The 25,313-nt window shown below is 72.1% G+C and carries 20 protein-coding genes; 5 read left to right on the forward strand and 15 right to left on the reverse strand.

What is annotated here, in order from left to right; all coding sequences use genetic code 11:
* Positions 1–61 precede the first annotated feature (61 nt).
* Positions 62–1,171 (reverse strand): peptide chain release factor 2, encoded by a 1,110-nt coding sequence (gene prfB, locus C1N91_RS09715; protein ID WP_137767555.1) that lies wholly within the window; start codon positions 1,169–1,171, stop codon positions 62–64.
* 113 nt (positions 1,172–1,284) lie between these two features.
* Positions 1,285–2,448 (reverse strand): cysteine desulfurase family protein, encoded by a 1,164-nt coding sequence (locus C1N91_RS09720; protein WP_137767556.1) that lies wholly within the window; start codon positions 2,446–2,448, stop codon positions 1,285–1,287.
* A gap of 61 nt (positions 2,449–2,509) precedes the next feature.
* On the opposite strand from C1N91_RS09720, the gene C1N91_RS09725 reads away from it, so the two are divergent.
* From C1N91_RS09725 to glgB, 3 genes are all read left to right on the forward strand, one after another.
* Entirely contained in the window at positions 2,510–4,579 is a 2,070-nt protein-coding gene (locus tag C1N91_RS09725; protein WP_137767557.1) for a glycogen debranching protein, read from the forward strand.
* 232 nt (positions 4,580–4,811) lie between these two features.
* On the forward strand, positions 4,812–6,812 hold the full coding sequence (locus tag C1N91_RS09730) for an alpha-1,4-glucan--maltose-1-phosphate maltosyltransferase (RefSeq protein WP_175415984.1): 2,001 nt from the start codon (positions 4,812–4,814) through the stop codon (positions 6,810–6,812).
* The gene (glgB, locus tag C1N91_RS09735) at positions 6,809–9,391 is read left to right on the forward strand and encodes a 1,4-alpha-glucan branching protein GlgB (protein WP_254678214.1); all 2,583 of its coding nucleotides are present in this window, start codon (positions 6,809–6,811) and stop codon (positions 9,389–9,391) included. The genes C1N91_RS09730 and glgB overlap by 4 nt, the downstream gene beginning before the upstream one ends.
* A 244-nt stretch (positions 9,392–9,635) precedes the next feature.
* On the opposite strand, the gene C1N91_RS09740 is transcribed toward glgB, so the two are convergent.
* Together C1N91_RS09740 and C1N91_RS09745 are read right to left on the reverse strand one after the other, a co-directional pair.
* On the reverse strand, positions 9,636–10,640 hold the full coding sequence (locus C1N91_RS09740) for a tetratricopeptide repeat protein (protein WP_137767558.1): 1,005 nt from the start codon (positions 10,638–10,640) through the stop codon (positions 9,636–9,638).
* Positions 10,637–12,376, reverse strand: coding sequence for a hypothetical protein (locus C1N91_RS09745; protein ID WP_137767559.1), 1,740 nt, complete (start codon positions 12,374–12,376; stop codon positions 10,637–10,639). Before C1N91_RS09745 ends, C1N91_RS09740 begins: the two co-directional genes overlap by 4 nt.
* A gap of 185 nt (positions 12,377–12,561) precedes the next feature.
* Between C1N91_RS09745 and C1N91_RS09750 the strand changes: the two genes are divergently transcribed.
* A complete protein-coding gene (locus C1N91_RS09750; protein ID WP_175415985.1) occupies positions 12,562–14,403 on the forward strand; it encodes a hypothetical protein in 1,842 nt (613 codons plus the stop codon).
* Positions 14,404–14,534: 131 nt separating this feature from the next.
* Here the strand turns inward: C1N91_RS09750 and C1N91_RS09755 are convergent, their stop codons facing one another.
* From C1N91_RS09755 to C1N91_RS09800, 10 genes are all read right to left on the reverse strand, one after another.
* On the reverse strand, positions 14,535–15,263 hold the full coding sequence (locus tag C1N91_RS09755; protein WP_137767560.1) for an alpha/beta hydrolase: 729 nt from the start codon (positions 15,261–15,263) through the stop codon (positions 14,535–14,537).
* Positions 15,260–15,565, reverse strand: a complete 306-nt coding sequence (locus C1N91_RS09760; RefSeq protein WP_175415986.1) for a hypothetical protein — start codon at positions 15,563–15,565, stop codon at positions 15,260–15,262. The genes C1N91_RS09755 and C1N91_RS09760 overlap by 4 nt, the downstream gene beginning before the upstream one ends.
* A 14-nt stretch (positions 15,566–15,579) precedes the next feature.
* Positions 15,580–16,551 (reverse strand): transglycosylase SLT domain-containing protein, encoded by a 972-nt coding sequence (locus tag C1N91_RS17000; RefSeq protein WP_254678215.1) that lies wholly within the window; start codon positions 16,549–16,551, stop codon positions 15,580–15,582.
* Between the two features lie 60 nt (positions 16,552–16,611).
* Complete coding sequence (locus C1N91_RS09770; protein ID WP_175415987.1) at positions 16,612–17,160, reverse strand: DivIVA domain-containing protein; 549 nt, start codon at positions 17,158–17,160, stop codon at positions 16,612–16,614.
* A 67-nt stretch (positions 17,161–17,227) separates the two neighbouring features.
* Positions 17,228–18,238, reverse strand: a complete 1,011-nt coding sequence (locus tag C1N91_RS09775; RefSeq protein ID WP_137767562.1) for a phosphatidate cytidylyltransferase — start codon at positions 18,236–18,238, stop codon at positions 17,228–17,230.
* Positions 18,238–18,792, reverse strand: a complete 555-nt coding sequence (gene frr / locus C1N91_RS09780; RefSeq protein ID WP_058750599.1) for a ribosome recycling factor — start codon at positions 18,790–18,792, stop codon at positions 18,238–18,240. Before frr ends, C1N91_RS09775 begins: the two co-directional genes overlap by 1 nt.
* A gap of 45 nt (positions 18,793–18,837) precedes the next feature.
* Positions 18,838–19,557, reverse strand: a complete 720-nt coding sequence (gene pyrH, locus C1N91_RS09785) for a UMP kinase (RefSeq protein ID WP_058729969.1) — start codon at positions 19,555–19,557, stop codon at positions 18,838–18,840.
* A 155-nt stretch (positions 19,558–19,712) separates the two neighbouring features.
* Positions 19,713–20,540, reverse strand: a complete 828-nt coding sequence (gene tsf, locus C1N91_RS09790) for a translation elongation factor Ts (protein WP_058729968.1) — start codon at positions 20,538–20,540, stop codon at positions 19,713–19,715.
* Between the two features lie 80 nt (positions 20,541–20,620).
* Positions 20,621–21,523, reverse strand: a complete 903-nt coding sequence (gene rpsB / locus C1N91_RS09795) for a 30S ribosomal protein S2 (RefSeq protein ID WP_058729967.1) — start codon at positions 21,521–21,523, stop codon at positions 20,621–20,623.
* 315 nt (positions 21,524–21,838) lie between these two features.
* The gene (locus tag C1N91_RS09800) at positions 21,839–23,278 is read right to left on the reverse strand and encodes a sugar porter family MFS transporter (RefSeq protein ID WP_254678216.1); all 1,440 of its coding nucleotides are present in this window, start codon (positions 23,276–23,278) and stop codon (positions 21,839–21,841) included.
* A 371-nt stretch (positions 23,279–23,649) separates the two neighbouring features.
* Here C1N91_RS09800 and C1N91_RS09805 point away from each other — a divergent pair, with 371 nt between their 5' ends.
* Positions 23,650–24,258, forward strand: coding sequence for a M23 family metallopeptidase (locus C1N91_RS09805; protein WP_137767563.1), 609 nt, complete (start codon positions 23,650–23,652; stop codon positions 24,256–24,258).
* 41 nt (positions 24,259–24,299) lie between these two features.
* Here C1N91_RS09805 and C1N91_RS09810 read toward each other — a convergent pair whose 3' ends face one another.
* On the reverse strand, positions 24,300–25,313 hold the full coding sequence (locus tag C1N91_RS09810; protein ID WP_137767564.1) for a tyrosine recombinase XerC: 1,014 nt from the start codon (positions 25,311–25,313) through the stop codon (positions 24,300–24,302).

Consider the following 25,313-nt stretch of genomic DNA (forward strand, 5'->3'; position numbering starts at 1 on the left):
GGTAGGTCGGGCCGGCCGGAAGTCAACCGAGGCGCGCGGCTCGACTCGGCCGCGAGGATGCTCAGGAATCGTCGCCCTGCTTGCGCCAGCGGATGCCAGCGTTGATGAAGCCGTCCAGGTCGCCGTCGAACACCGAGGACGGGTTGTTGACCTCGTGCTCGCTGCGGAGGTCCTTGACCATCTGGTACGGCGCGAGGACGTACGAGCGGATCTGGTCGCCCCAGCTCGCCGTGATGTTGCCGGCGAGTTCCTTCTTCTTCGCGTTCTCCTCCTCCTTCTTCAGGAGCAGCAGGCGCGACTGCAGCACGCGCATGGCGGCGGCGCGGTTCTGGATCTGCGACTTCTCGTTCTGCATCGACACCACGGTGCCGGTCGGCAGGTGGGTCAGGCGGACGGCGGAGTCGGTCGTGTTGACGGACTGCCCACCGGGGCCGGACGAGCGGAACACGTCGACGCGGATGTCGTTCTCGGGGATGTCGATGGCCTCGGTCTCCGGCATCAGCGGGATGACCTCGACCGCGGCGAAGGACGTCTGCCGCTTGCCCGCGGCACCGAACGGCGACATGCGCACGAGGCGGTGCGTGCCGGCCTCGACCGAGAGCGTGCCGAAGGCGTAGGGTGCGTCGACCTCGAAGGTCGCCGACTTGATGCCCGCTTCTTCGGCGTAGGACGTGTCCATCACGGTGGTCTTGTAGCCGTGCTGCTCGGAGTAGCGCAGGTACATGCGGAGGAGCATCTCGGCGAAGTCCGCCGCGTCGACACCGCCGGCGCCGGCGCGGATCGTGATCACCGCGGGACGCTCGTCGTACTCGCCGTCGAGGAGTGTCTGCACCTCGAGGTCGCCCATGGTCGTCTGGATCGCCTTGAGCTCGTCCTGCGCCTCGGCCGCGGAGTCCGCGTCGTCGGCCTCGTTCGCCATCTCGACGAGCACCTCGAGGTCGTCGATCCGCCGCTCGGTGTCCGTGATCTTCCGGAGCTCAGCCTGCTTGTGGGAGAGCGCGCTGGTCACCTGCTGCGCGTGCTCGACGTCGTCCCAGAGGTCCTGGGCACCAGCCTGCTCGCTCAGCTCGGCGATCTCGCGCTGCAGTCGGTCGACGTCGACGACCGAGCGGATGTTGCCGAAGGTCTCGCGGAGGGCGGACAGCTGCTCGGTGAAGTCAAGTTCGACCATGGTCACCGATCCTAGCGGCGCACGTCGTGCGCGGCCGACCGGGCGACGGCCTGGAGGCCCGGTGCGGGTCCGCCCCGCCGGTCACCCGGCAGCGCGGTCGCTCCGACGCGGGGTCACCGCCCGAGCGACGGGGCGCGGGACGCCATGCCCGCTCGGCTCGCCCGCGCCACCGCGTCGGGCAGCGCGGTGAGGAACGCGTCGACGTCGGCGTCGGTCGAGGTGTGCCCGAGCGTGATGCGGAGGGCTCCGCGGGCCTCGTCCTCGGTCAGGCCCATGCCGAGGAGCACGTGCGACGCCTCCGGGACGCCGGCCTGGCACGCCGACCCGGTCGACACCGCGACCCCGGCCGCGTCGAGCAGGAAGAGCAGCGAGTCCCCCTCGCACCCCGGGAAGGTGAAGTGGGCGTTGCCGGGCAGCCGGTCGACCGGGTCACCCATGAGCACGGCGGAGGGCACCGCCTCGAGCACCCCGGCGACGAGTCGGTCGCGCAACGCCGAGGCGTCGTGCAGGCCGGCCGCCGCCGCCACCCCGAAGGCCGCTGCGGCCGGGGCGTCCTGCGTGCCGCTGCGGACCTGCCGCTGCTGGCCCCCGCCGTGGATCAGCGGCTCGACGGTCGCACGGCGGCCGAGCACCAGCGCGCCGATGCCGACCGGCCCGCCGATCTTGTGCGCCGACACGCTGAGCGCGTCGAGGCCGGATGCCGCGAAGGAGACCGGGACCTGCCCGTAGGCCGCGACCGCGTCGCTGTGCACGGGCACGCCGGCGGCGTGCGCGAGCTCGACGATCCGGGTGACCGGCTGCAGGGTGCCGACCTCGTTGTTCGCCCAGAGGAACGTGACCAAGGCGACGTCCGAGGCGTCGGCGAGCCGCGCCTCCAGACCGGCCGTGTCGACGCGACCCTGTGCGTCCAGCGGGACCACGTCGACGACGGCGCCCTCGTGGCGCTCGAGCCACTCGACCGTGTCGACGGTGGCGTGGTGCTCGCCGGCGGGCACGACGATCCGCGGCCGAGGACGGTCCTGCTGCCGGGCCCAGTACAGGCCCTTGATCGCGAGGTTGATGCTCTCGGTGCCGCCGGAGGTGAAGACGACCTCGACCGGCTCGGCGTCGAGCGACCGGGCGACGGCCGCGCGGCCGTCCTCGAGCAGCATCTTCGCGTGCTGCCCGGCACTGTGGATCGACGACGGGTTGCCCACCGTGGCGAGCGCCTCGGTGAACGCGGCGAGCGCCGCGGGCAGGATGGGCGTCGTCGCCGCGTGGTCGAGGTAGACCGGCATGGAGCACGCTCCTTCCGTGTGCGTTCACAGGATACCCGCGGCCCCTCGTACCCTGGTCGTCATGCACCGCACCGCGATCGACGAGACCCCCGGCTTCCGCCTCGGTGACGGCGTGCCCCGGTTCTCGGTGCGCTCCGCCTCGGCGACGGCCGTGACCCTCGTGGTCGTCGATGCCGCCGGCGAGGAGACCCGGCACGTCCTGACCCGGATCGACGGCACCGACCGGTGGGCCGCGGAGACGCCGGGCGTGGGTCCCGGCGACCGCTACCACCTGCTCGTCGACGGTCCGCGGGGACCGCGCCACGAGTTCGATCCCGAGCGGCCCCTGCTCGACCCGTCCGCGCGCGGCATCGTCCCGTGGAGCGCGGCGGACGACGGTGGTGCCGTCGAGGGCGGTGGCCCGCGGTGGACGAGCGTGATCGTCGACGATGCCTTCGACTGGGGCGGCGTCGGCAAGCCCGCGGTCCCCCTGGACCGGGCCGTCGTGTACGAGGCGAACGTCCGCACCCTGACCGCGGCGAACCCGGACGTCCCCGAGCACCTGCGCGGCACGTACGCCGGGGTGGCGCACCCGAGCACCATCGCGCACCTGCGGCGCATCGGGGTGACCACGATCGAGCTGCTCCCCGTGCACGCCTTCGACACCGAGGCATGGCTGCGTGACGCCGGACGGGAGAACGCCTGGGGCTACAACACCCTCGGCTTCTTCGCCCCGCACGCCGCGTACGCCTCGGGCGAGGCCCGTGCCGCCGGCGCGTCCGCGGTGCTCCGCGAGTTCAAGGGGATGGTCCGGCTGCTGCACGAGGCCGGGATCCAGGTGCTCCTCGACGTGGTCTACAACCACACCGCCGAGGAGGGCCTCGGCGGGCCGACCAGCTCGCTCCGCGGGATCGACGGGGCGGACCGCTACCGCTGGACCGCCGACGACAGTGCCTACTACGACACCACCGGCTGCGGGAACACCCTCGACACGTCGGTCGAGGCCACCGCCGACCTGGTCGTCGACAGCCTGCGCTACTGGGCGCGCGAGGTGCAGGTCGACGGCTTCCGCTTCGACCTGATGGCGGCACTCGCCCGCGACGAGCACCACGTGTTCGACCCGGCGCACCCGCTGCTCGAGCGCATCCGACGGCACCCGGACCTGCAGGACGTGCTGATCGTCGCCGAGCCGTGGGACGTCGGGCCGGACGGGTGGCGGACGGGTGCCTTCGGCATCGGGACGAGCGAGTGGAACGACGGGTTCCGCGACACCGTCCGGCAGTTCTGGCTCACCGACATCGCCGAGGAGCGCCGGAACGGCACCCCGACGACCGGGATCGGGGCGCTCGCCGGCGCGTTGACCGGCTCCCGGCACCTGTTCGGTGCGTCGCGGGGGCCGCTCGCCGGCGTGAACTTCGTCACGGCCCACGACGGGTTCACGTTGCTCGACCTGGTGTCGTACGACCGCAAGCACAACGCGGCGAACGGGGAGGACGACCGCGACGGCTCGAACGACAACCGCTCCTTCAACCACGGGATCGAGGGCGACACCGCGGACCGGGGCGTCCGGGCGGCACGGGGTCGCTCGATGCGGAACCTGGTCGGCACCCTGATGCTCTCCGCCGGCGTGCCGATGCTCACCGCGGGCGACGAGCGCAGTCGGACGCAGCATGGCAACAACAACGCGTACGTCGTGTCGGACGACCTCACCGCCGTCGACTGGACGGACGACGAGGACGCCGAGGCCATGACGGAGGCCGTCGCGGCGCTCGCGCGGCTCCGCGCGGCGCACCCGGCGCTCCGGCCGACCCGCTTCGGGGTGGAGGGTCGTGAGACCCCCGGTGCCTCGCGGATGGCCTGGTACGGACCGGACGGACAGGCGATGACGTCCGAGGGGTGGGACCAGCCGATCCACCGGGTCGTGCAGTACTTCGTCGAGTCGACGCCGGAGCACGAACCGTTCGACCGGGTGCTCGTGGTGGTGCACGGCAGCGGACGGACGCGGGACCTGACGCTGCCCGCGCGCCAGGACGTGCTCGGGTACCGGCTGGCCTGGTCGAGCGAGAAGCACCGGGACCACGAGCGGCTCCGACCGGGCGGTCAGGTCTTCACGGCGTACGGACCGGGGATCCACGTGTTCGAGGTGGCGTAGGGCGGAGCCCGGAGACCGGTGGGATCGGGCGTCGCTGGTCGGATCGGGCGTACCGGGTCGTTCCGTTCCACCGGGCACGCCCGGTTCCGCCTGGCATCGCGATCGTTCTGGGAACGAGCGGGCACCGGCGCCCGCTCGTGATCCTCCTGCACAAGCCGCCGGACGCGCCCGACACTGCACGGGGAACGCGTTCCGGGGAACGCGGACGCTCCAGCCGGGTAGCGTCGGCTCCGTGGCCACCGCAGATCGACCCCGCCGACCGAAGATCGGACGCATCCCGATCACCCAGCTCGCGCCGACGACCCCGAACGGGTTCCCGGGCAAGGCGTTCGACGGCGAGGTGATCACGTTCGGTGCGACCGTCTTCCGCGAGGGCCACGGCATCATCGGCGCCGACCTCGTGCTCGAACGCCCGGACGGCGGGACGCGCACCGTCCCGATGCTGCTCGGCGCCCCCGGCACCGACCGGTACGAGGCGACCGTGCAGGTCGACCACGTCGGCGTCTGGACGTGGCACGTCGAGTCGTTCTCCGACGACTGGGCGACCTGGTTGCACGCCGCCCGGCTCAAGATCGCCGCCGGCGTCGACACCGAGGCGACGCTCCTCGACGGCGCCGTCCTGCTCGACCGACTCGCGGCCGAGACCGACTCGAGCGCCGCCGTCCGCGCCGCCGAGCAGCTGCGCGACACCGACCTCGAGCCGACCGAGCGCCTGGCGGCCGTCGACGACCCGCGCATCACCGGTGAGGTCGAGGACTCCCCGCTGACCTCGCTCCGGACGCACTCCCCCACGCAGCTCCTCGACGTCGAGCGACAGCGCGCGGGTGTCGGCGCCTGGTACGAGTTCTTCCCGCGCAGCGAGGGCGCGAAGAAGAACCCGGACGGGTCGTGGAGGAGCGGCGACTTCCGCACCGCTGCCCGACGACTGCCGGCCGTGGCACGCATGGGCTTCGACGTGGTCTACCTCCCCCCGATCCACCCGATCGGCACGACCGCCCGCAAGGGGCCGAACAACACCCTGACCCCGGGACCGCACGACCCGGGCAGCCCGTGGGCGATCGGCGCTCCCGAGGGCGGGCACGACGCCATCCACCCCGACCTCGGCACCGAGGACGACTTCCGCGACTTCGTCGAGACGGCGAAGAACAGCGGGATGGAGGTCGCCCTCGACTTCGCGCTCCAGTGCTCCCCCGACCACCCCTGGGTCGAGCAGCACCCGGAGTGGTTCACGGTCCGCGCCGACGGGTCGATCGCCACGGCCGAGAACCCGCCGAAGCGGTACCAGGACATCTACCCGATCCAGTTCGACAGCGACCCGGAGGGCATCGTCGCCGAGGTCCTGCGGGTCCTCGATCACTGGATCTCGTTCGGCATCCGCATCTTCCGCGTCGACAACCCGCACACGAAGCCGCTCTGGTTCTGGGAGCGCGTCATCCGCGAGGTCCGCGACCAGCACCCGGACACCGTGTTCCTCGCCGAGGCGTTCACCCGTCCGGCGATGATGCGCGCCCTGGCCGAGGCCGGGTTCCAGCAGTCCTACACGTACTTCACGTGGCGGAACACGAAGGAGGAGATCGAGGAGTACTTCTCCGAGCTCAGCCACGAGACGAGCGCCTACCTGCGCCCGAACCTCTTCGTGAACACGCCGGACATCCTGACCGAGTACCTGCAGTTCGGCGGCCGTGCCGGCTACAAGGTGCGCGCCGCGCTCGCCGCGACCGGTGCGCCGACCTGGGGTATGTACGCCGGGTACGAGCTCTTCGAGGACGTCGCCCGTCCGGGTTCCGAGGAGAACATCGACAACGAGAAGTACGAGTACAAGCCTCGCGACTTCGCCCTGGCCGAGGCCGAGGGCGCGAGCCTCGCTCCGTACGTCACGATGCTCAACCGCTTCCGACAGGCACACCCCGCGCTGCGACAGCTCCGCAACCTGCACGTGCACGACGCCGAGGATCCGGCGATCGTGGTCTACTCGAAGCACCTGTCCGGGGAGTTCATCCGCTCCGGCCGCTCGGACACCGTGATCGTCGTCGCGAACGTCGACCCGCACTCCGTCCGCGAGACCACCGTGCACCTCGACCTCGCCGCGCTCGGGCTGCCGAACGAGCAGCCGTTCGTGGTCCGCGACGTCGTCACCGGGCAGCGCTGGGAGTGGGGCTCGTCGAACTACGTCCGCCTCGACGCCTTCCAGGAGCCGGTGCACCTGCTCGTGGTGGAAGGACCCGTCCGATGACCGACCGCGACCCGAAGGGGACCCCGCCGATGGGCTCCGACCGTCCCACCCCCGCCACGCCGGACCGAGGCCAGGGACCGAGCGTCCCGCCGGTGCCGCCGCCTCCGCCGCCCGTGACCCGCACCCGCGCGCCGGGTGCCGTCCCGCCGGTCGACGAGCCGGCTCCGCGGTACGAGCCCCGGGTCTCGGCGCCGCACGAGGACCTGCCCGGCGCAGCGCCGGCGGCGAAGGAGACACCGGACCGCGGAGTCCCGGAGTCGGCGACGCTCGCCGGTGCCGCCCGTGAGGACGGCGCCCCGGCATCGACGGCACCTGCGGTCGCGGCCGCGGCCGCGGACGCATCGGGCGCTCAGGCGGCCAGCGCTCCCGCTGTGCCGACGGACACCGCCTCGTCCTCGACCGTGGCCCCCCGACCGGCACCGGTCGAGGACTGGCTCCGGCAGCAGGTCGCCGAGGGCCGCTGGTCCCAGCCGCACGACGTGCTCGGGCCGCACCCGGTCGACGGCGGCACGAGCGTGCGGGTGGTCCGCCACCTCGCCTCCGCCGTCCGCATCGTCCGTCCCGACGGTGACGACGTCGAACTCACGCACGAGGGCGACGGCCTCTGGGCGGGCGCCACGACCGGTGCGCTCGGTCGCTACCGCGTCGAGGCCGAGTACGACCTCGACGAGTCCACCGACGCCGACGACGCGACGTGGACCACGGACGACGCCTACCGCTTCGCTCCGACCATCGGCGAGCTCGACCTCCACCTGTTCGGCGAGGGCCGCGACGAGCAGCTCTGGCAGCACCTCGGCGCCCACGTCCGCACCATCGACGGTGTGGACGGTGTCGCTTTCACCGTCTGGGCACCGCGGGCCACCGCGGTCCGCGTGATCGGTGACTTCGAGGGCTGGGAGGGCCGCACGACCGCGATGCGCCGCCTGAACGACCTCGGCGTCTGGGAGCTCTTCTGGCCGGGCGCCCTCGTCGGCCAGCGGTACAAGTTCCAGATCCTCACGGACTCGGGCTGGGTCGAGCGGGCGGATCCGTTCGCCCGTCGGACCGAGGTCCCACCGGCGACCGCGTCCGTCATCACGGCGTCCGAGTACACGTGGTCGGACGGCGACACCGCCTGGATGGAGCGCCGGGCGCAGACCACGACCCACGACGCGCCGATGAGCGTCTACGAGGTGCACCTCGGCTCGTGGCGGCCTGGGCTGTCCTACCGCGAGGCGGCCGACCAGCTCATCGGGCACGTGCAGCACCTCGGGTTCACCCACGTGGAGTTCCTGCCGCTCGCCGAGCACCCGTTCGGCGGTTCGTGGGGCTACCAGGTCACCGGGTACTACGCCCCGACCGCACGCTTCGGCACGCCGGACGACCTGCGCTACCTCATCGACCGCCTGCACTCGGCCGGCATCGGCGTGATCATGGACTGGGTGCCGGGCCACTTCCCGAAGGACGAGTGGGCGCTCGCGAAGTTCGACGGCTACGCGCTCTTCGAGCACCCGGACCCGCGGCGCGGCGAGCAGCTCGACTGGGGCACCTACGTGTTCGACTTCGGGCACCCGCAGGTCCGCAACTTCCTGGTGGCGAACGCGCTGTACTGGCTCGAGGAGTTCCACATCGACGGCCTCCGGGTCGACGCGGTGGCCTCGATGCTGTACCTCGACTACTCGCGGACCGAGTGGCTGCCGAACGTCCACGGCGGCCGCGAGAACCTCGAGGCGATCTCGTTCCTGCAGGAGACGAACGCCACGGCGTACAAGCGCTACCCGGGCATCGTGATGATCGCCGAGGAGAGCACCTCGTGGCCCGGGGTCACCCAGCCCACGAGCGCGGGCGGCCTCGGGTTCGGCCAGAAGTGGAACATGGGGTGGATGCACGACTCGCTGCAGTACATCGAGCGTGACCCGGCCTACCGCGCGTACCACCACGACGAGATCACGTTCTCGCTCGTCTACGCCTTCAGCGAGCAGTTCACCCTGCCGATCAGCCACGACGAGGTCGTCCACGGCAAGGGCTCGCTCTACGGCAAGATGCCCGGTGACGAGTGGCAGAAGCTCGCGAACGTGCGGGCGTACCTGGCCTTCATGTGGGCGCACCCCGGCAAGCAGCTGCTCTTCATGGGCCAGGAGTTCGCCCAGCCGTCGGAGTGGTCCGAGGCCCGCGGGCTCGACTGGTGGCTGCTCGACGATCCCGGGCACCTGGGCGTGCAGGACCTCGTGGCGGCGCTGAACCGCGTGTACAAGGACACTCCGGCGCTGTGGACGCACGACTCCTCCCCCGAGGGCTTCGAGTGGATCGAGGGCGGTGACGCCCCGCACTCCACGCTCGGGTTCCTCCGGAAGGACGGCGACGACAAGCTCGCGGTCTTCGTGAACTTCTCCGGTGTCCCGGTCGAGCGGCGCTTCGGGTTGCCCGCGGCCGGCACCTGGCACGAGGTCTTGAACACCGACGCCGCGGAGTACGGCGGCTCCGGTGTGGGGAACATGGGCGCGGTCACGGCCGACGAGACACCGTGGGCCGGGCGCCCGGCGTCGGCGCACCTGGTGGTCCCGCCGCTCGGTGCGGTCTGGCTGCGGCTGGCCGACTGACGCCACGAGGCGACACGCCCCGGGACGTGGTCGCGAGCACGGAACGAACGGGAGGCCCGGTGCCAGCTGGCACCGGGCCTCCCGTCCGTCGTCTGTTCCGGCCGAGCCTGCGGACACCCCCGTCGGCGCGAGGCGCCCCGGAGCACGCGAGACGCCCCCGTTTCCGGGGGCGTCTCGCGTTCCTCGCGGCGTCTCGCGGTGACACCGGCGTCTCGTGCCGGCGCCCGCGGGAGCACCGTCAGCGTCAGTACAGCGCGCTCGCCAGCCGTCGTCGTGCCGCGACCACGCGGGGGTCGTCGACCCCGATCAGCTCGAAGTACTCGACGAGCCGGACCCGCAGCGCCTCGCGCTCCGCGCCGAAGACCGTCGGCACCAGGTCGAGCAGCCGGCCGAAGGCGTCCTCGACGTGCCCGCCGCTGACGTCCAGGTCGGCGACGGCCATCTGCGCCTCGACGTCCTGCGGCGCGGCGGCCGCGGCGCTCCGCAGTTCATCGGCGGTGCGCCCGTTCAACCGGTCGAGCAGCGACACCTGCGCGAGCCCGGCGACGGCCATCTGGTCGTTCGGGTCCTGCGCGATCGCCGTCTTGTACTCCTGCACCGCGGCGGCGTAGTCGCCGCGCTCGATCGCGTCGTAGGCGGCCTGGTGGTGCGGGGGCAGCGGCTCCGGCTCGGGATCGCCCTGGGGCTCCGCGGCAGCGACGTCGACCGTGACCCGGCCGGTCACGCCGTTCTGCTCGGCGGCGGCGACGACCTGCTCGAACACGTCGCGCACCTGCGCCTCGGGCAGCGCGCCGACGAAGAGGCCGAGCGGGCGCCCACCGATGACGGCTGCGACGGTCGGGATGGACTGCGCCTGGAAGGCCTGCACGAGCTGCGGGTTCGTGTCGGCGTCGACCTTGGCGAGCACCACGCGGCCGTCGTACTCGGCCGTCAGTCTTTCGAGGACCGGCGAGAGCTGCTTGCACGGCCCGCACCACTCCGCCCAGATGTCGACGATCACCGGGACGACCGACGACAGCTGCAGGACGTCCTGGAAGCTCTGGTCGGTGACGTCGATGACGAGCGACGGGACGGTCAGGTCACCCTCGGGAGCGGCACCTGCGCCCTGGAAGCCGCCCGGAGCATCGGCGGCAGCACCCGGGGCTGCGGGAGCGCCACCTGGTTGCGGCGGCCGCTGGGCACGGTCGACGAGGGACGACAGGTCGACGGCTCCGCGGAGACCGGACGGGGTCGGGGGGACGTTGGTCATTGCACCTCACTCGCTGCGGTCAGGCCCTGCGTGAACCCGAGCAGGACCACCTTCTCATCACTGCCGACCGGCGGCACGGAGAACAGGAGCTGGACGCTGTACGTCGCGCTGATCCCCTTGGTGCTCGAGTCGACGCCGGAGAGGGCCTTGACCGCCCCCTCGGTGTTCACCTCGGCGCCGGCCGCGGTCGGCGTCACCTTCTCGATCTCGTCGAGCGACGCCGACACGAGCGCACCCGCGCCGTCCGTCGCGATCGCGACCGGGCTGTCCTCGGGCACCTCGGACGAGTACTCGATCTTCGCGGTGTCCGGCAGCGAGTCGGCCTTCTTGTCCTTGTAGGCCTTGCCGATGGTCGAGCGGAGCCCGTCACCGTCGGAGGCGAACAGCGAGGCCTTGTCGCTCTCGGAGTCCTTCGCCAGGACGTCGCCGTACGCGGCGGCGATGTCGTCGGGCGCGATGCGCAGGAGCTTGGTGTCACCGGCGAGCCGTGCTGCGCCGAGCGACGTCGGGGCGAGGCTCGGGATCTCCGCCGCTGCCTCGAGCGACACGTCGTACGCGACCTTGTAGTCGTCGCGGGCACTGTCCTGCACCAGGGTGAGGGCCTGCGGCGCGGTCTTGGCGGAGCAGTCCTCGGCGACGACGGTGAAGATCGTGCGGGGCCAGGAGGCGGTCTGCTGCGGGAGTGCGACGCAGACCTCACCGGCGGAGATCGCCGGCGGCGCGTCGACGTCGGCGTCCTTCCCGCGGATCGCATAGTTCGCCTTGCGGAAGTCGAGCGCGGCCCCGGTGAACCGGGACTCGAGCAACGAGGTGTCCCGGTCGGCGTCGGCCTTCGACGCGACGTCGGCGACCCGCTCGACGATGCGGCGGATCTGCTGCTCGGTCGCGGCGGTGGGCTCGGTCGGGTCCGCGGCGCCCGTGGCCGAGGCGGTCGGCGTCGGGGTCGCGCCGGAGCCCCCGCCCTGCGGCCAGTACTCCGACGAGCACCCGGCCAGACCGAGCGCGCCGACCAGCACGATCGGGACGGCGACCAGCGAACGACGACCGCGACGACCGCGCACCGGCACCTGCGCACCCGCGGCGGCGGCACGGCGCGACGCCCGCACGCGGGGCGGACGCGTCCCACCGCTCCGACGACGCGGTCCGCGACCACGCCGCTGGTGCAGGAAGGCCCAGACGAGCAGTGCCACCCCACCGGCCAGGAAGAGTCCGCCGACCACGAGGAGCGGTCCCACGGACGGCGTCGCGGTGTCGCGCGGCCAGGTCACCGACACGTCGGTCGGTGCGGCGTCCGACCCGTCGGCGAGCACGACGACGGAGACGTCCGCGGGCAGGCGCACGGTGAACTGCCCCGGGCCGTCCCACTCCTGGTACCAGAGGTCGCTCCCCTTCGGGTCGGGCACCGAGTCCCCGGACCCCGTCGTCCGCCCGACCAGGCGGTCCTGCTCGGCGTCGAAGCGCAGCGTGGTGTGCTTCGCGTCACCGATCCACGCGTCGACGTCGGCGGTCTTGCCGTACGCGGCGAAGACGGTGCCGGAGCCGGAGACGTTGATGCGCTGGTAGCCGGGGTTCGCGGTGAGCGTCGACCCGGGGATCACGGTCACCGGCGCCGAGGCCGTGCTCGACGACTGCGCGACGAGCGACGACGGTGGCGCGAACACGGTGCGCTGCCCGACCGCGAGACCGACGAGCAGCAGACCGATGACGAAACTGACGATCGCCAGGACGAATCGCACGGATCTTCTCCCTACCGCGCCGGGGGTGGGGGGATCGGCGCGCGAATCAGCGCTCCAGGATAGCGAGGCACCCTGGACGTCGCATCCCCCACCGCTGTCCACCGGCTCAGTCGGCGCCGACGGCCCGCCACTAGACTCGTCCGCGGGCCAAGGGCTGGCCCTCCGCCGACCCCCAGGAGCAACACGTGGCGAACGACGAGGCCGAGTTCGGGACCGAGCTGCGCGGGTACCGCCGCGACGAGGTGGACCGCTCGGTGAACGAGCTCCGTCGTGAGCTCATCAAGTCGAACACCGACCGCGCCGAGGCCGCGAAGGAGATCCGTCTCCTGCAGGCCCGTGTCGCCGACCTGCAGGGCGAGCTCGACGAGGCCGGCACCCCGACCTACAGCGGTCTCGGCACCCGCCTCGAATCGACCCTCCGCGTCGCCGAGGAGCAGTCCACCCGGCTGATCAGCCAGGCGGACATCGACGCCCAGCGCCTGCGCGCCTCGAGCCGGAACGAAGCCGAGCGCCTGCTGCGCGAAGCCCGACAAGAGGCATCCGAGACCCTCGAGGACGCCCGCTCCCGTGCCACCGACGAGCTGACCCGGGCTCGCGCCGAGTCCTCTGACACGATCGAGCGCGCCCGCGCCGAGGCCGGCCTGCTCACCCAGGACGCCCGCAACGAGGCCGCGGCCGTCCGCGGTGCCGCCGTCACCGAGGCCGCCGAGGTCCGGTCGGTCGCCATCCGCGAGACGGACGCGCTGCGCGCCCGGGTCGAGCGCGAGGTCGCCGAGCTCCGCGAGGACGCCCAGCGCGCCGCCGAGGACGCCCGCCGTACCGCGGCGGACCTGGATCGGGAGACCGAGCACCGCCGCAGCGTGTTCGAGGCCGAGCACGCCCGGCGCACCGAGGACCTCGACCGCGAGGAGACGACGCGCCGCGCCGCGCTCGAGCGCGAGGTCGCCGAGGGGCGTGCGTCGTGGGAGCGCGAGCGCGACGGGCAGCGACGCGCGCACGAACTCGCGCTCGAGACCGGCCGGGCCGAGCTCGCGTCTGAGCTCGAGCGTGGTCGCGCCGCGCTCGAGGCGGAGACCAGCGACCGTCGGCGCGAGCTCGATGCCGAACTCGGCGCCGCGCGCGCCCGCTGGGAGCGCGAGGCCGCCGAGGCCCGCGCCGCCCTCGAGCAGGAGCTCGAGGCCGCTCGCGCCCAGCTGCGGGTCGACGAGGAGCAGACCCGCGCCGAGAACGCCCGGCTCGTGGAGGAGACCACGGCACGCATCGCCGCGGAGCTCGAGGAGCACCGCGCCGGGATCGAGCGTGAGCGTGCCGAGGCCGACGCCGCGGCCGAGCGCGCCGTGCGCGAGCACACCGACGAGCTCGCGGCCCGCCGCGAACGCGAGCACGCCGAGGTCGACACCGAGATCGCCGATCGTCGCACGGCAGAGCTCGCCGACCTCGAGGCGGAGCGCACCGCGTTGCAGCAGGAGGTCGCCACGGTCCGCGCGGACCTCGCGAAGGAGCAGGACGAGGTGCGTGCGGCGATCGCCCGCGAACGCGACGAGGCCCGCGCGGCGCTCGAGTCGGAACTCGCCGCACGACGCGACGACGCCGAGCAGGACTACCTGCAGAAGCACCACGAGACGGTGACCGAGACGCAGAAGTACCTCGACGAGGCGAACCTCCAGCTCGCCGAGGCCACCCGCCGCGCGTCCGAGGCGCGGGAGCGTGCCGAGCGACTCCAGCAGGAGGCCGACGACCTCGAGCGCACGAGCACGACACGGGCCCAGGAGCGCGCTCGCACGATCGTCAGCGACGCGCAGGAGCGCGTCCACCGCATGATCGCCGAAGCCGAGGAGCGGACCGCCGCGGTCGTCGCCGAGTCCGAGGACCGGCTCGCCGCCATCCGCACCGAGCGCGACGCCGTCGCCGGCTACCTGGAGAACCTGCGCGGCGTGCTCTCGCACGCGACCGGGCTGTTCGACGCTCCGCCGTCGGCCGGCCGACCGGCGGACGACGACGTGGACGAGGACGCCACCACCCGCTGAGGACCGGCCCCACGGACCGGCGACCCGGCCTGGAGGCGCACCACGCGCCTCCAGGTCGGGTCGCGTCGTCCGCGGTGCCGGCGAGCCGTGCCGGTGCGCCGTGCCGATCGGCTCGGTCCGTCGGCCGGTGGTCAGTCCGCGAGGTGCGTGGGCAGCGGTGCGCTGCCCGGGACGACCAGGTCCGCGACGGTGTCGAGCACCGTCCGCACGTACCGCTCCCCCACCCACAGGTGCTTCGCGCCGGCGACCGGCACCACGCGCACGTTCGGTGCGACGGCGAAGCGTCGTGCCGCCTCGTCCGGCTGCAGGAAGTCGTCGTGCTCGGGGACCAGGGCGACGACGGGGACGTCCACGTCCGCCCACCGGCGGAGTTCGTCGTCCGACGTCCGGTGCAGCGGGGGCGACAGCAGGACCACGCCGGCAACGGTGCCGGCGGCCACGTGCTCGAGCCCGTGCTTGAGCGCGACCTCGGTGCCGAACGACCAGCCCAGCAGCCACGGGGTCGGCAGGCCTCGCTCGACGGTCTCGTGCACGGCGGCCCGGAGGTCGAACCCCTCGGACTCGCCATCGCCGAACGCGCCCTCCGAGGTGCCCCGCGGCGACGTGACCGAGCGGAAGTTGAACCGGAGGACGGCGATGTCGGCCAGGGCGGGCAGTCGCGCCGCGGCCTTCTTGAGCACGTGCGAGTCCATGAACCCCTGCGCCGTCGGTAGCGGGTGGAGCGTCACGAGCGTGCCCCTCGCGGGCCGGTCGAGCGGCTCGGCGAGCTCCCCGACGAGGGTGAGGTGGTCGTCCGTGACGAGGTCGACGTCGGTCCGCCGCGCGGGCAGCTCGGTGTTCGAGCGGATCTCGGTGCTCATGCGATGCTCCAGCAGTGGTTGTGCCAGTGACGGCGCGACGCCAGGTCGGCCTCGTCCCCGAGCACACCGTCGGCACGCCAGACCACGACGTGCGCGACCCCCGGCAGCACGGCGAGGCCGCAGCCCGGGCAGACGTACTCCTTCTGCGCGGAAGCCGCGGACACCGGTTGGACGGTGAACGTCCGCCCGCGGCGGACCTCGGTCCGCTTCCACGAACTCATGAGCCGGTCGAGGCCGGTGTCGTCCTCGATCGGCTCGGGACCACGGCCGCGGGGTCGCCGCGGCCGGTTGCTGCGCGGCACCCCGGTACTGCCGATCAGTACCAGTTGTAGGACTGGCTGTGTCCCCACGCGCCGCACGGGGTGCCGTACACGCCGGAGATGTAGTTGAGACCCCAGGTGATCTGCGTCGCCGGGTTCGTCTGCCAGTCCGCCCCGGCGGTCGCCATCTTGCTGCCGGGGAGCGCCTGCGGGATGCCGTACGCGCCGCTCGGGTTGTACGCGTTGACGCGCCAGCCCGACTCCTTGTTCCACAGGGAGACGAGGCAGTTGAACTGCTCGCTGCCCCACCCGCGCGCGGCGACCATCTGCTGGGCGATGGCCTGTGCGCTGCCGGGGTTCGGCGTGGCGGCCGTCGCGGCGAGGGTGTTCGACGGCGTCACGGCCTTGCTCTTCGTGTCCGTGCCGGCCTGGTCGTCCGTCTCGGCGGGCTGCTCGACGACCTTCGGCTTCGGCAGCGTGACCCCGTAGCCGTCGCGCGTCACGTCGAACGCGGCGTAGGTGCCGTGCGCAGTGAACTGCTGCGGCTCGACCGGCGCCTTGACGAGCACCGGGGCGACGACGGCGGCCTGTGCCACGTCGGGCTGCATCGGGTTGAAGAGCGAGCCGCCGACGAAGCCGAACACGGCGAAGAAGGACAGCGTGGGGATCGTCGCGCGACGGCGCATGAAGGAGTTGAGCGTCCGGGCGGCCTTCGGCTTCGCCGGCGCGGCGACGGCACGGCGCTGCTTGACGATGCGCGGGTCGGCGGCACCCGTGGGCGCGATCGGTCCGCGGACGAGGACCGGTCCGGTCGTGTCCGGAGCGGGGGCCGGCGTCGGAGCCGTCGCGGGTGCGCCCAGCGGGGTCGGCGGGAGTGCCGCCGTCTCGACCCGCGGGGTCGCGTGGAGTACCGAGTGCCCCGTCGTGCGGAGTCGGTCGCGTGCCGCGCGGCGCTCACCGACGACCGGACGGTCGAGGTGCTCGCGGGTACCGCGGTCGGAGCTGGAGTCTGCCGTGTGCCTGCCCATGAGTAGGAACAGGATAACGGAACGGTCACGGGATGAGAAGCACCCGCGACCAGCGCGTCGTCAGCGGACGGCGAGCATCACCTCGACGACGGCGTCGAGCAGCGCGTCGACCTGCGCCTCGCGGTAGCCGCCGTGCTTCGGCCGGAACACCACCGACCGGACCTCGGTCAGGCTCAGGGGCTTGCCGTCGCGGAAGTAGCCGGCGAGCCGCTCCGCGAAGGCGTCGACGTCCTTCGGGTGGTAGCCGGTGCCGAGCGGGCTCGTGCGGGCGAACCGCTGCCCGGCCGGGCGTTCGAGCCGTGCGACGACGTCCGAGGCCTTGGTGCGGGCCTCGGCGTACCAGGCCTTCTGCCCCGCGGCGGCGATCTCCCGCTCACGCTCCCGGGCGGCGAAGGCGTCCTCGAGCCGTTCGAGCGCCGCGTCGACGTGCGCCGTGGAGTAGCCGCCCTTGCGCATCGAGAACGCGGTCGCGCGGATCTTCGCAGCCTCGATGCCCGGCGCGGTGTCGCCCGCGGTGTAGGCACGACGCGCGTCCTCGAGGAACCGCTCGACCTCGTCGACGTCGTACCCGAGGGACTTGCGGTCTGCGGAGGGGAAGGTGGTGGCCACGGCGACATTCTGCCAGCACCGGACCATGGCGCCACCTGGACGCGCGGCCGCGGCGCTGGCCGCGGTCTCAGTGCACGACGACGAGGAACAGCACGTACGCGACGGCAGCGGACGGCAGGATGCTGTCGATGCGGTCGAGCAGGCCGCCGTGCCCGGGCAGGAACGACGAGATGTCCTTGATGCCGAGGTCGCGCTTGATCATCGACTCGGTCAGGTCGCCGAGCGTGGCCGACCCCGAGATGAGCACGCCGAGCACGATGCCCGTCCACCACGGCAGGCCCAGCATGAGCCACGTCACGACGATGCCGACCAGGATGCTCGCCGCGACGGACCCGGCGAACCCCTCCCACGTCTTCTTCGGGCTGATCCGCGGCGCCATCGGGTGCTTGCCGAGGTTCAGCCCGGTCGCGTACGCCCCCGTGTCGACGGCGACGACCACCAGGATGAACGCGATCACCCACAGCTCACCGCGGGGCTGCGCGGACAGCAGCACGATGCAGGCGCCGAGCAGGGTGATGTACGCCTGGACGAAGAGCCCGTTCGTCAGGTCGCGGACGACGTGCCCGGCCGGGGGCTTCTCACGCGTGAGCGCGACCTCGACGAGTCGCCACACCGCGATGAGGACGATGCCGCCGATGATCGCGAAGAGCGCCGCCACCTGACCGCCGAGGAACGCCGCCGGCACCATGCCGACCGCCGCCAGCACGCTGGGCACGCGGGGAACGTCGCGACCCGCGAAGCGCATCGCACTCGCCAGTTCGTAGACGGCGACACCGAGCAGGAACGCCGCCACGACCATGAAGGCCGGCTTCCAGATGAGGAGCGCGGCGAGCATGACGACGGCGAACGCCAGGGCGATCGCGATCGCGGCCGGCAGGTTCCGACCCGTCCGGGCGGTCAGTGCCTCGTTGCGTGCGCCGAACTCCGCCTTGCGCTGCTTCAGCTGCGCCTCGAAGTCGGCGCGCGCCGCGCGGGCACGGGCGTCGAAGTCCTGTCGGAGCCCCTTCTTCGCGGACGGGACCGGTTCCGGAGGGCGCGGTTCTGTGGGGCGATCGCCGCCCGGCTCGGGGAGACGCATCAGACCTCGAGGAGTTCGGCTTCCTTCTTCTTCAGCGCGTCGTCGATCTGGTCGACGTGCTTCTTCGTCAGGGTCTCGAGGTCCTTGTCACCGCGGGCGATCTCGTCGTCGGAGATCTCGCCCTTCAGGGCGTCGAGGTCGTCCTTCGCGCGGCGACGGATGTTGCGGATGACGACCTTGTGGTCCTCACCCTTGCCGCGCACGAGCTTCACGAACTCCTTGCGGCGGTCCTGCGTGAGCTCGGGGATCGTCACGCGGACGATCTCGCCGTCGTTCGACGGGCTGGCACCGAGGTTCGGGAACGTCGCGATGGCGCGCTCGATCTCCTTGAGCGCCGACTTGTCGTACGGCGTGACGATGAGCGTGCGCGCCTCGGGCGTTTGGAGCGACGCGAGCTGCGCGAGCGGCGTCGGGGTGCCGTAGTAGTCGACCGGGATCTTCTGGAAGAGGGCGGCGTTGATGCGTCCGGTGCGGACGGTCGCGAAGTCGTCCTTGGCGACGTCGACGGCCTTCGCCATCTTCTCGGTGGCTTCGGTCAGGACATCACTGATCACGGTGGTTCTCCTTCGGTACTGCGTCGAGTCTAGTCAGCGTGCGGGTCAGTTGCTGACGACGGTGCCGATCCGCTCCCCGCGGATCGCGGCAGCGACGTTGCCCTCGCCCTCCATGCCGAAGACGTGCATCGGCATGCCGTTGTCCATGCAGAGCGAGAACGCGGTGGCGTCGACGACCTTGAGGCCCTGCAGCAGTGCGTCCTGGTACGTCACGTGGTGCAGCTTCTCGGCCGTGGCGTCCTTCTTCGGGTCAGCGGTGTACACGCCGTCCACGCCGTTCTTGGCGACGAGGACCTCGTGCGCGTCGATCTCGAGCGCACGCTGCGCCGCGACCGTGTCGGTCGAGAAGTACGGCAGGCCCGCACCGGCACCGAAGATCACGATGCGCCCCTTCTCGAGGTGGCGCTCGGCACGCCGCGGGATGTACGGCTCCGCGACCTGGGTCATGCTGATCGCGGACTGCACCCGCGTCGCCGCACCGGCCTGCTCGAGGAAGTCCTGCAGCGCCAGGGCGTTCATGACGGTGCCGAGCATGCCCATGTAGTCGGCACGACCGCGGTCCATGCCGCGCTGGGACAGCTCGGCCCCGCGGAAGAAGTTGCCGCCGCCGACCACGATGGCGACCTCGACGTCCTGCGCGGCCTGCGCGATCTCCTTGGCGATGGTGCTGATGACGTCGGGGTTCACCCCGAGGGACCCGGCCCCGAACGCCTCCCCCGACAGCTTCAGCAGGACCCGGCGGCGTCCGGTCTTCTCGTTCGTCATGTGGCGCACCCTTCGTCGAATGTCTCGTGGGAATCTACCCGGCCGGAGCCGGTCCGGCGGAGGAGGTCGTGCCTCCAGGCCGGTTCCGCGCGTGTCGCAGCGCGCAGAAAACGGGGCCCGGAACCGATGTGGTTCCGAGCCCCGTCACGGGTTCGTTACGCGCCGACCTTGACGCGGGCGAAGCCCTGGATCGTCAGACCGGCGTTCTCGGCGGCCTTCGCGACGGACAGCTTGTTGTCCTTCGCGTAGTCCTGCTCGAGGAGCGCGACCTGCTTGCGGTAGGCGTTGAGGCGACCCTCGACGATCTTCGGCAGGGCTGCCTCCGGCTTGCCCTCCTCGCGCGTGATCGCCTCGACGGTCGCACGCTCCTTCTCGATGGCCTCGGCCGGGATCTCGTCGCGGGTCAGGTACGTCGGGTTCGCGAACGCGACGTGCTGGGCGATCGAGCGCGCCTCGGCGGCGTCGGAGCCCGCGTAGGCGATGACGACGGCGATCTGCGGCGGCAGGTCCTGGCTGGTCTTGTGGAGGTACACCTCGAAGGCGTCGCCCTCGACACGGACGACCGTGCGCAGCGCGAGCTTCTCGCCCAGCGCGGCGGCGGCCTCGTCGATCGCCTCGGCGACCGTCTTGCCGTCCAGCGGCGCGGCGTTGCCGGCCTCGACGTCGGACGCACCGGCGGCGGCGACCGCGGCGACGACCTTGTCGGCGAGGGTGGTGAACTTCTCGTTCTTGGCGACGAAGTCGGTCTCGCTCGCGAGCTCGACGACGGTGGCGGCGCCACCCTCGGTCGTCGCGACGACGACACCCTCGGAGGTCGCGCGGTCGTCGCGCTTGGCGACGGCCTTCGCGCCCTTGATGCGGAGCAGCTCGACGGCCTTGTCGTAGTCGCCGTCGGCCTCGACGAGCGCGTTCTTCGCGTCCATCATGCCGGCCCCGAGGTCCTCACGGAGCTTCTTCACGTCAGCAAGGCTGTAGTTGGCCATTGACTGGAGTCCTTTCTGGACTGTGGTGGTGGGGAGAGAAGGAAGGGGCGCCGAGCCGACCGGCCCGGCGCCCCCACTGGTCACTCGGCGGGGGTGGTCTCCGACGCGGCCTCGGCTTCGGCCGTCGGCTCCGCGTTCTTGTCACCCTCGGCGATCGGCTCACCGATCTCCTTGGCGGCGACCTGCGCGTCGGCGTCGTTCTCCTCGACGGTCGCGCCCTCGCCCTGGGTCTGGCCCGCGAGGAGCTCCTGCTCCCACTCGGCCAGCGGCTCGGCCGCTTCCTCGTCGCCACCGTTGTGGCGGGTCTTCAGGCCCTCGGCCGCGGCGTCGGCGACGATGCGGGTCAGGAGACCGACGGAGCGGATCGCGTCGTCGTTGCCCGGGATCGGGTACGTGATCTCGTCGGGGTCGCAGTTGGTGTCGAGGATGCCGATGACCGGGATCCCGAGCTTCTGCGCCTCGTCGATCGCGAGGTGCTCCTTCTTGGTGTCGACGACCCAGAGCGCGCTCGGGGTCCGCGTGAGGTTGCGGATGCCACCGAGGGTCTTGTGGAGCTTGTCCAGCTCGCGCTTCTTGATGAGGAGCTCCTTCTTGGTGAAGCCCTTCGTCGTGTCGTCGAAGTCGATCTCCTCGAGCTCCTTCATGCGCGCGAGACGCTTGGAGACCGTCTGGAAGTTCGTGAGCAGACCGCCGAGCCAACGCTGGTTGACGTACGGCTGGCCGACGCGGGTCGCCTGCTCGGCGATGGAGCCCTGCGCCTGCTTCTTGGTGCCCACGAAGAGGATCGTGCCACCGTGCGCGACCGTCTCCTTGACGAAGTCGTACGCACGGTCGATGTAGGCCAGCGACTGCTGCAGGTCGATGATGTGGATGCCCGAGCGCTCGGCGAGGATGAAGCGCTTCACCTTCGGGTTCCACCGACGGGTCTGGTGTCCGAAGTGGACGCCGCTGTCGAGCAGCTGGCGGATGGTGACGACGGCCATGCCGTCCCTCCTTGTTCTCGGCGCACGACGGTTCGGCCGTGCGCACGGTTGCGGTTGTGTCGGTCACGACCGGTGGTCGTGGCCCCTGGCGCCCTGCCCGCGCGGCCGCCCGCTCGCGAGAGCGGGACCGGTGGCCGTGGGATGCGTGTGGACGCGCGAAGTCAGCGCGCCGGAGCGCGCTGCGGTGGCAATGCTAGCAGGTCCTGACGCCCCCACCGACGCAGGTGCGGGGAGGAGACCGTGGACGGACGGGAGGCGCGGTGCGGGTCCGACCCGCACCGCGCCTCCCGTCCGGTGGTGGCGTCCGGTGATCGCCTACTTGGCGGCGACCGTGTCACCCTCGGCCGTGATGCCCATCTCCTCGAGGGAGCGGCCCTTCGTCTCCGGGATCTTCGCGATGACGAAGAACAGCGAGAGCAGGGCGAACAGCGCGTAGATGCCGTACGTGACCGTCAGGTTGAAGCCGGACAGGACCGGGAAGGAGATCGTGACGAGGAAGTTCGCGATCCAGTTGGCGGCCGAGCCGACACCGAGCGCGGTCGCACGGATGCGGTTCGGGAACATCTCGCCGAGCAGGACCCACATGAGCGGGCCCCAGGTGGCGCCGAACGACACGACGAACAGGTTCGCGAAGATCAGCGCGATGATGCCCCACGAGCCGGGCAGGCTCGGAGCGCCGTCGACGATGGTCGCCTGCGAGAACGCGATCGCGACCATGGTCAGCGAGACGAACATGCCGGACGAGCCGGCGACGAGCAGCGGCTTCCGGCCGAGCTTGTCGACCGTGAAGATCGCGATGAACGTGACCGCCACGTTGACGACGGAGGTGATCGTCGAGATGAGGAACGAGTCGCTCTCCTTGAACCCGACAGCCTGCCAGAGCGTCGTCGAGTAGTAGAAGATCACGTTGATCCCGACGAACTGCTGGAGCACGGCGAGGATGATGCCGACCCAGACGATGGGCTGCAGGCCGAAGCGGTTGCCCCGGATGGAGCCCTTCTTCTCGTTCGCTTCCTTCTTGATGCCGTCCTGGATCTCCTCCAGGCTGGTGTTCACGGTGTCGCGCGGGACGATCTTGCCCATCACGTCACGGGCGTCGTCGGTGCGGCCCTTCGACAGCAGGAAGCGCGGGGACTCCGGCAGCGTGATCGCGAGCACGCCGTAGACGACCGACGGCACGACGCCGACCAGGAACATCCAGCGCCAGGCAGCGAGGCCGAGGACCTGCTCCGAGGCGCCACCGGCGGTCACCGCGAAGATCTGGTCGGAGAGCAGCGCGGCGAAGATGCCGAGCGTGATGGCGAGCTGCTGGAACGACGCCAGACGGCCGCGGATCGCCTTCGGGGAGACCTCGGAGATGTACGCGGGGGCGATGACCGACGCGGTGCCGATGCCGAGACCGCCGACCAGACGCCAGATGACGAGGTCCCAGGTCGCGAACGCGAAGGCCGAGCCGATCGAGCTGACGAAGAACAGCACGGCGGCCCAGAACATCACGCGGGTGCGACCCCACCGGTCGGCCAGGCGACCGGCGAAGTAGGCACCGAACGCGCAGCCGATGAGCGCGGAGGCGACCGCGAAGCCGCTGGCGGCCTCGGACAGGCCGAACTCGCCCTTGATCGCGTCGACGGCTCCGTTGATGACGGAGGAGTCGAATCCGAAGAGGAAGCCGCCGACTGCCGCCGCGATGGCGAACAGGGTGACCTTCCCCTTGAACGCACGGTCCTCGCCGTGCTGGGTGGACGTGTTCGACACGGTGCTCCAGGTTTCTTGCCGCCGTGCTGGGTGGCGCACGGTGCCCCGGCGGTCGGCTGGTTCGCCGTCCGAGCGGCGTTGCGTGTTCCGGAGCGGCCCCGACTGTACTCGCTGGCGGCTCGCGGGGCACATCGGGGCGCGGCGGTCGGCGTGGTCGGGCGCTTCGGCGTGGTTGCGTGATCGCGCGCGTTCTTCGACGTTCCGCATGTCGATCGACGCGCGTCATGTCGCGTCCGCCGGTCGGGAGGGTGGACGCTGCCTGGCGCCCCGCCGCGAACGGACGTCCCTGCACAGCGCATGAGGCAGCGGCCACCGTCCCCAGATCGACCAGCCGGCACCAGCGCACTCGGCGACGCCGTCACGCTCGACACATGCGTCGGTCACCGCTCATCCCCCGGCCCCGACGACGGGTCGGGCTCATCGTCCTGCTGCTCGCACTCGTCGTCGCGCTCGTGGGCCCGCTCCTGCCGGTGCGACCGGCGGCGGTCGGGGCGGAGACGGTCCAGGAGGCTCCGGTCTGGGTGGGCCGAGCGGTCGAGGTCGCCGACGAGGCTCCTTCGTCCCCATGGGTGTGGCCGACCGGCACGCGCGAGGTGGTCCGACCGTGGGAGGCACCAGCGAGCGACTACGCGGCCGGGCACGGCGGCATCGACCTGGCCGCGCCCCTCGGGACGCCCGCGGTCGCGGTGGCGGACGGCACGGTGTCCTTCGCCGGCCAGGTCGCCGGCCGCGGTGTGGTGACGATCGACCACGGCGACGGCCTCCTCAGCACGCTGGACTCGGTCGAGCCCTCGGTGAGGACGGGCGACACCGTCGAGCAGGGTGCGGCGGTCGGGGTCGTCACGGTCGGCCACTGTCCCGCCGTCGCCGCGTGCGTGCACCTCGGCGCCAGGGTCGACGGCCGGTACGTCGATCCGCTGCCGTTCCTGCCGCCGGCTGCCTGGCCCGTGCTGCTCCCCGAGTCGGCCTGGCCGGGGTGACCCCGCAGCGGCGGATCCCGGATGGCGCCAGCGGACGTCGGTCAGGCGCGGGGGTGCGCCGTCCGGTACACCTCGCGGAGACGTCCCGACGACACGTGCGTGTAGACCTGCGTCGTCCCGAGGCTCGCGTGTCCGAGGAGCTCCTGCACGGCGCGGAGGTCCGCTCCCCCGTCGAGCAGGTGCGTGGCCGCGGTGTGCCGGAACGTGTGCGGCCCGCTCGGTCCCGCACCGGGCAGGTCCTCGAGTGCCCGCGCGACCACGCGGTACACGCTCCGGACGCCGAGCCTGCCGCCCCGATCACCGAGGAAGAGGGCGGCGCCAGCGGCTCCGGCGGCTCGGGCGGTTCCCGCGCCTCGCGCCGTCCCCGTTGTTCGGGCAGTCTCGTCTGCTCCAGCGTTCCCGGCAGTCCCGGCGGCTCGCGCAGCCAAGGCCGGGCGTCCACGGTCGAGCCACGCCTTGAGGGCGTCCCGCGCCGGCACGCCGAAGGGCACGACGCGCTCCTTCCCGCCCTTGCCGAGCACCCGGACGGTCAGTCGGGACCGGTCGAGGTCGTCGACGTCCATCCCGACGAGCTCGCTCACCCGGATCCCGGCGGCGTACAGCAGCTCGACGACCGCCAGGTCCCGGAGCGCTCCCGGGTCGTCCGTCTCCGCCCGGGCAGCGAGGCCGTCGAGCACCGTCCGGACCTGGTCCGTCGAGACGACACGCGGCAGGTGCCCGGCCCCCTTCGGTGCCCGGAGTCGGGCGGCCGGGTCGGTGTCGAGCAGTCCGCTCTCGCTCGCCCACCGGGTGAACGCACGGACCGAGGACGACCGGCGGGCGATCGTCGACCGGGCGAGCCCGCGCTGGTCGGCGTCCCAGAGCCAGTCACGCAGGAGCTCGAGACCGAGGCCGCGGGCGGCATCGATCCCCCGCTCTGCGGCGAACTGCACCAGCCGGTCGAGGTCGTTCGCGTAGGCCCGCACGGTCTGCTCGCTGAGCCCGCGTGCGCCGCGGACGTGGCCGAGGAACGACTCCACCGCCGCCACGAGCCGTCCGTCCGTCTGCGCCTCCAC

The sequence above is a fragment of the Curtobacterium sp. SGAir0471 genome, assembly GCF_005490985.1.
Lineage (GTDB): Bacteria > Actinomycetota > Actinomycetes > Actinomycetales > Microbacteriaceae > Curtobacterium.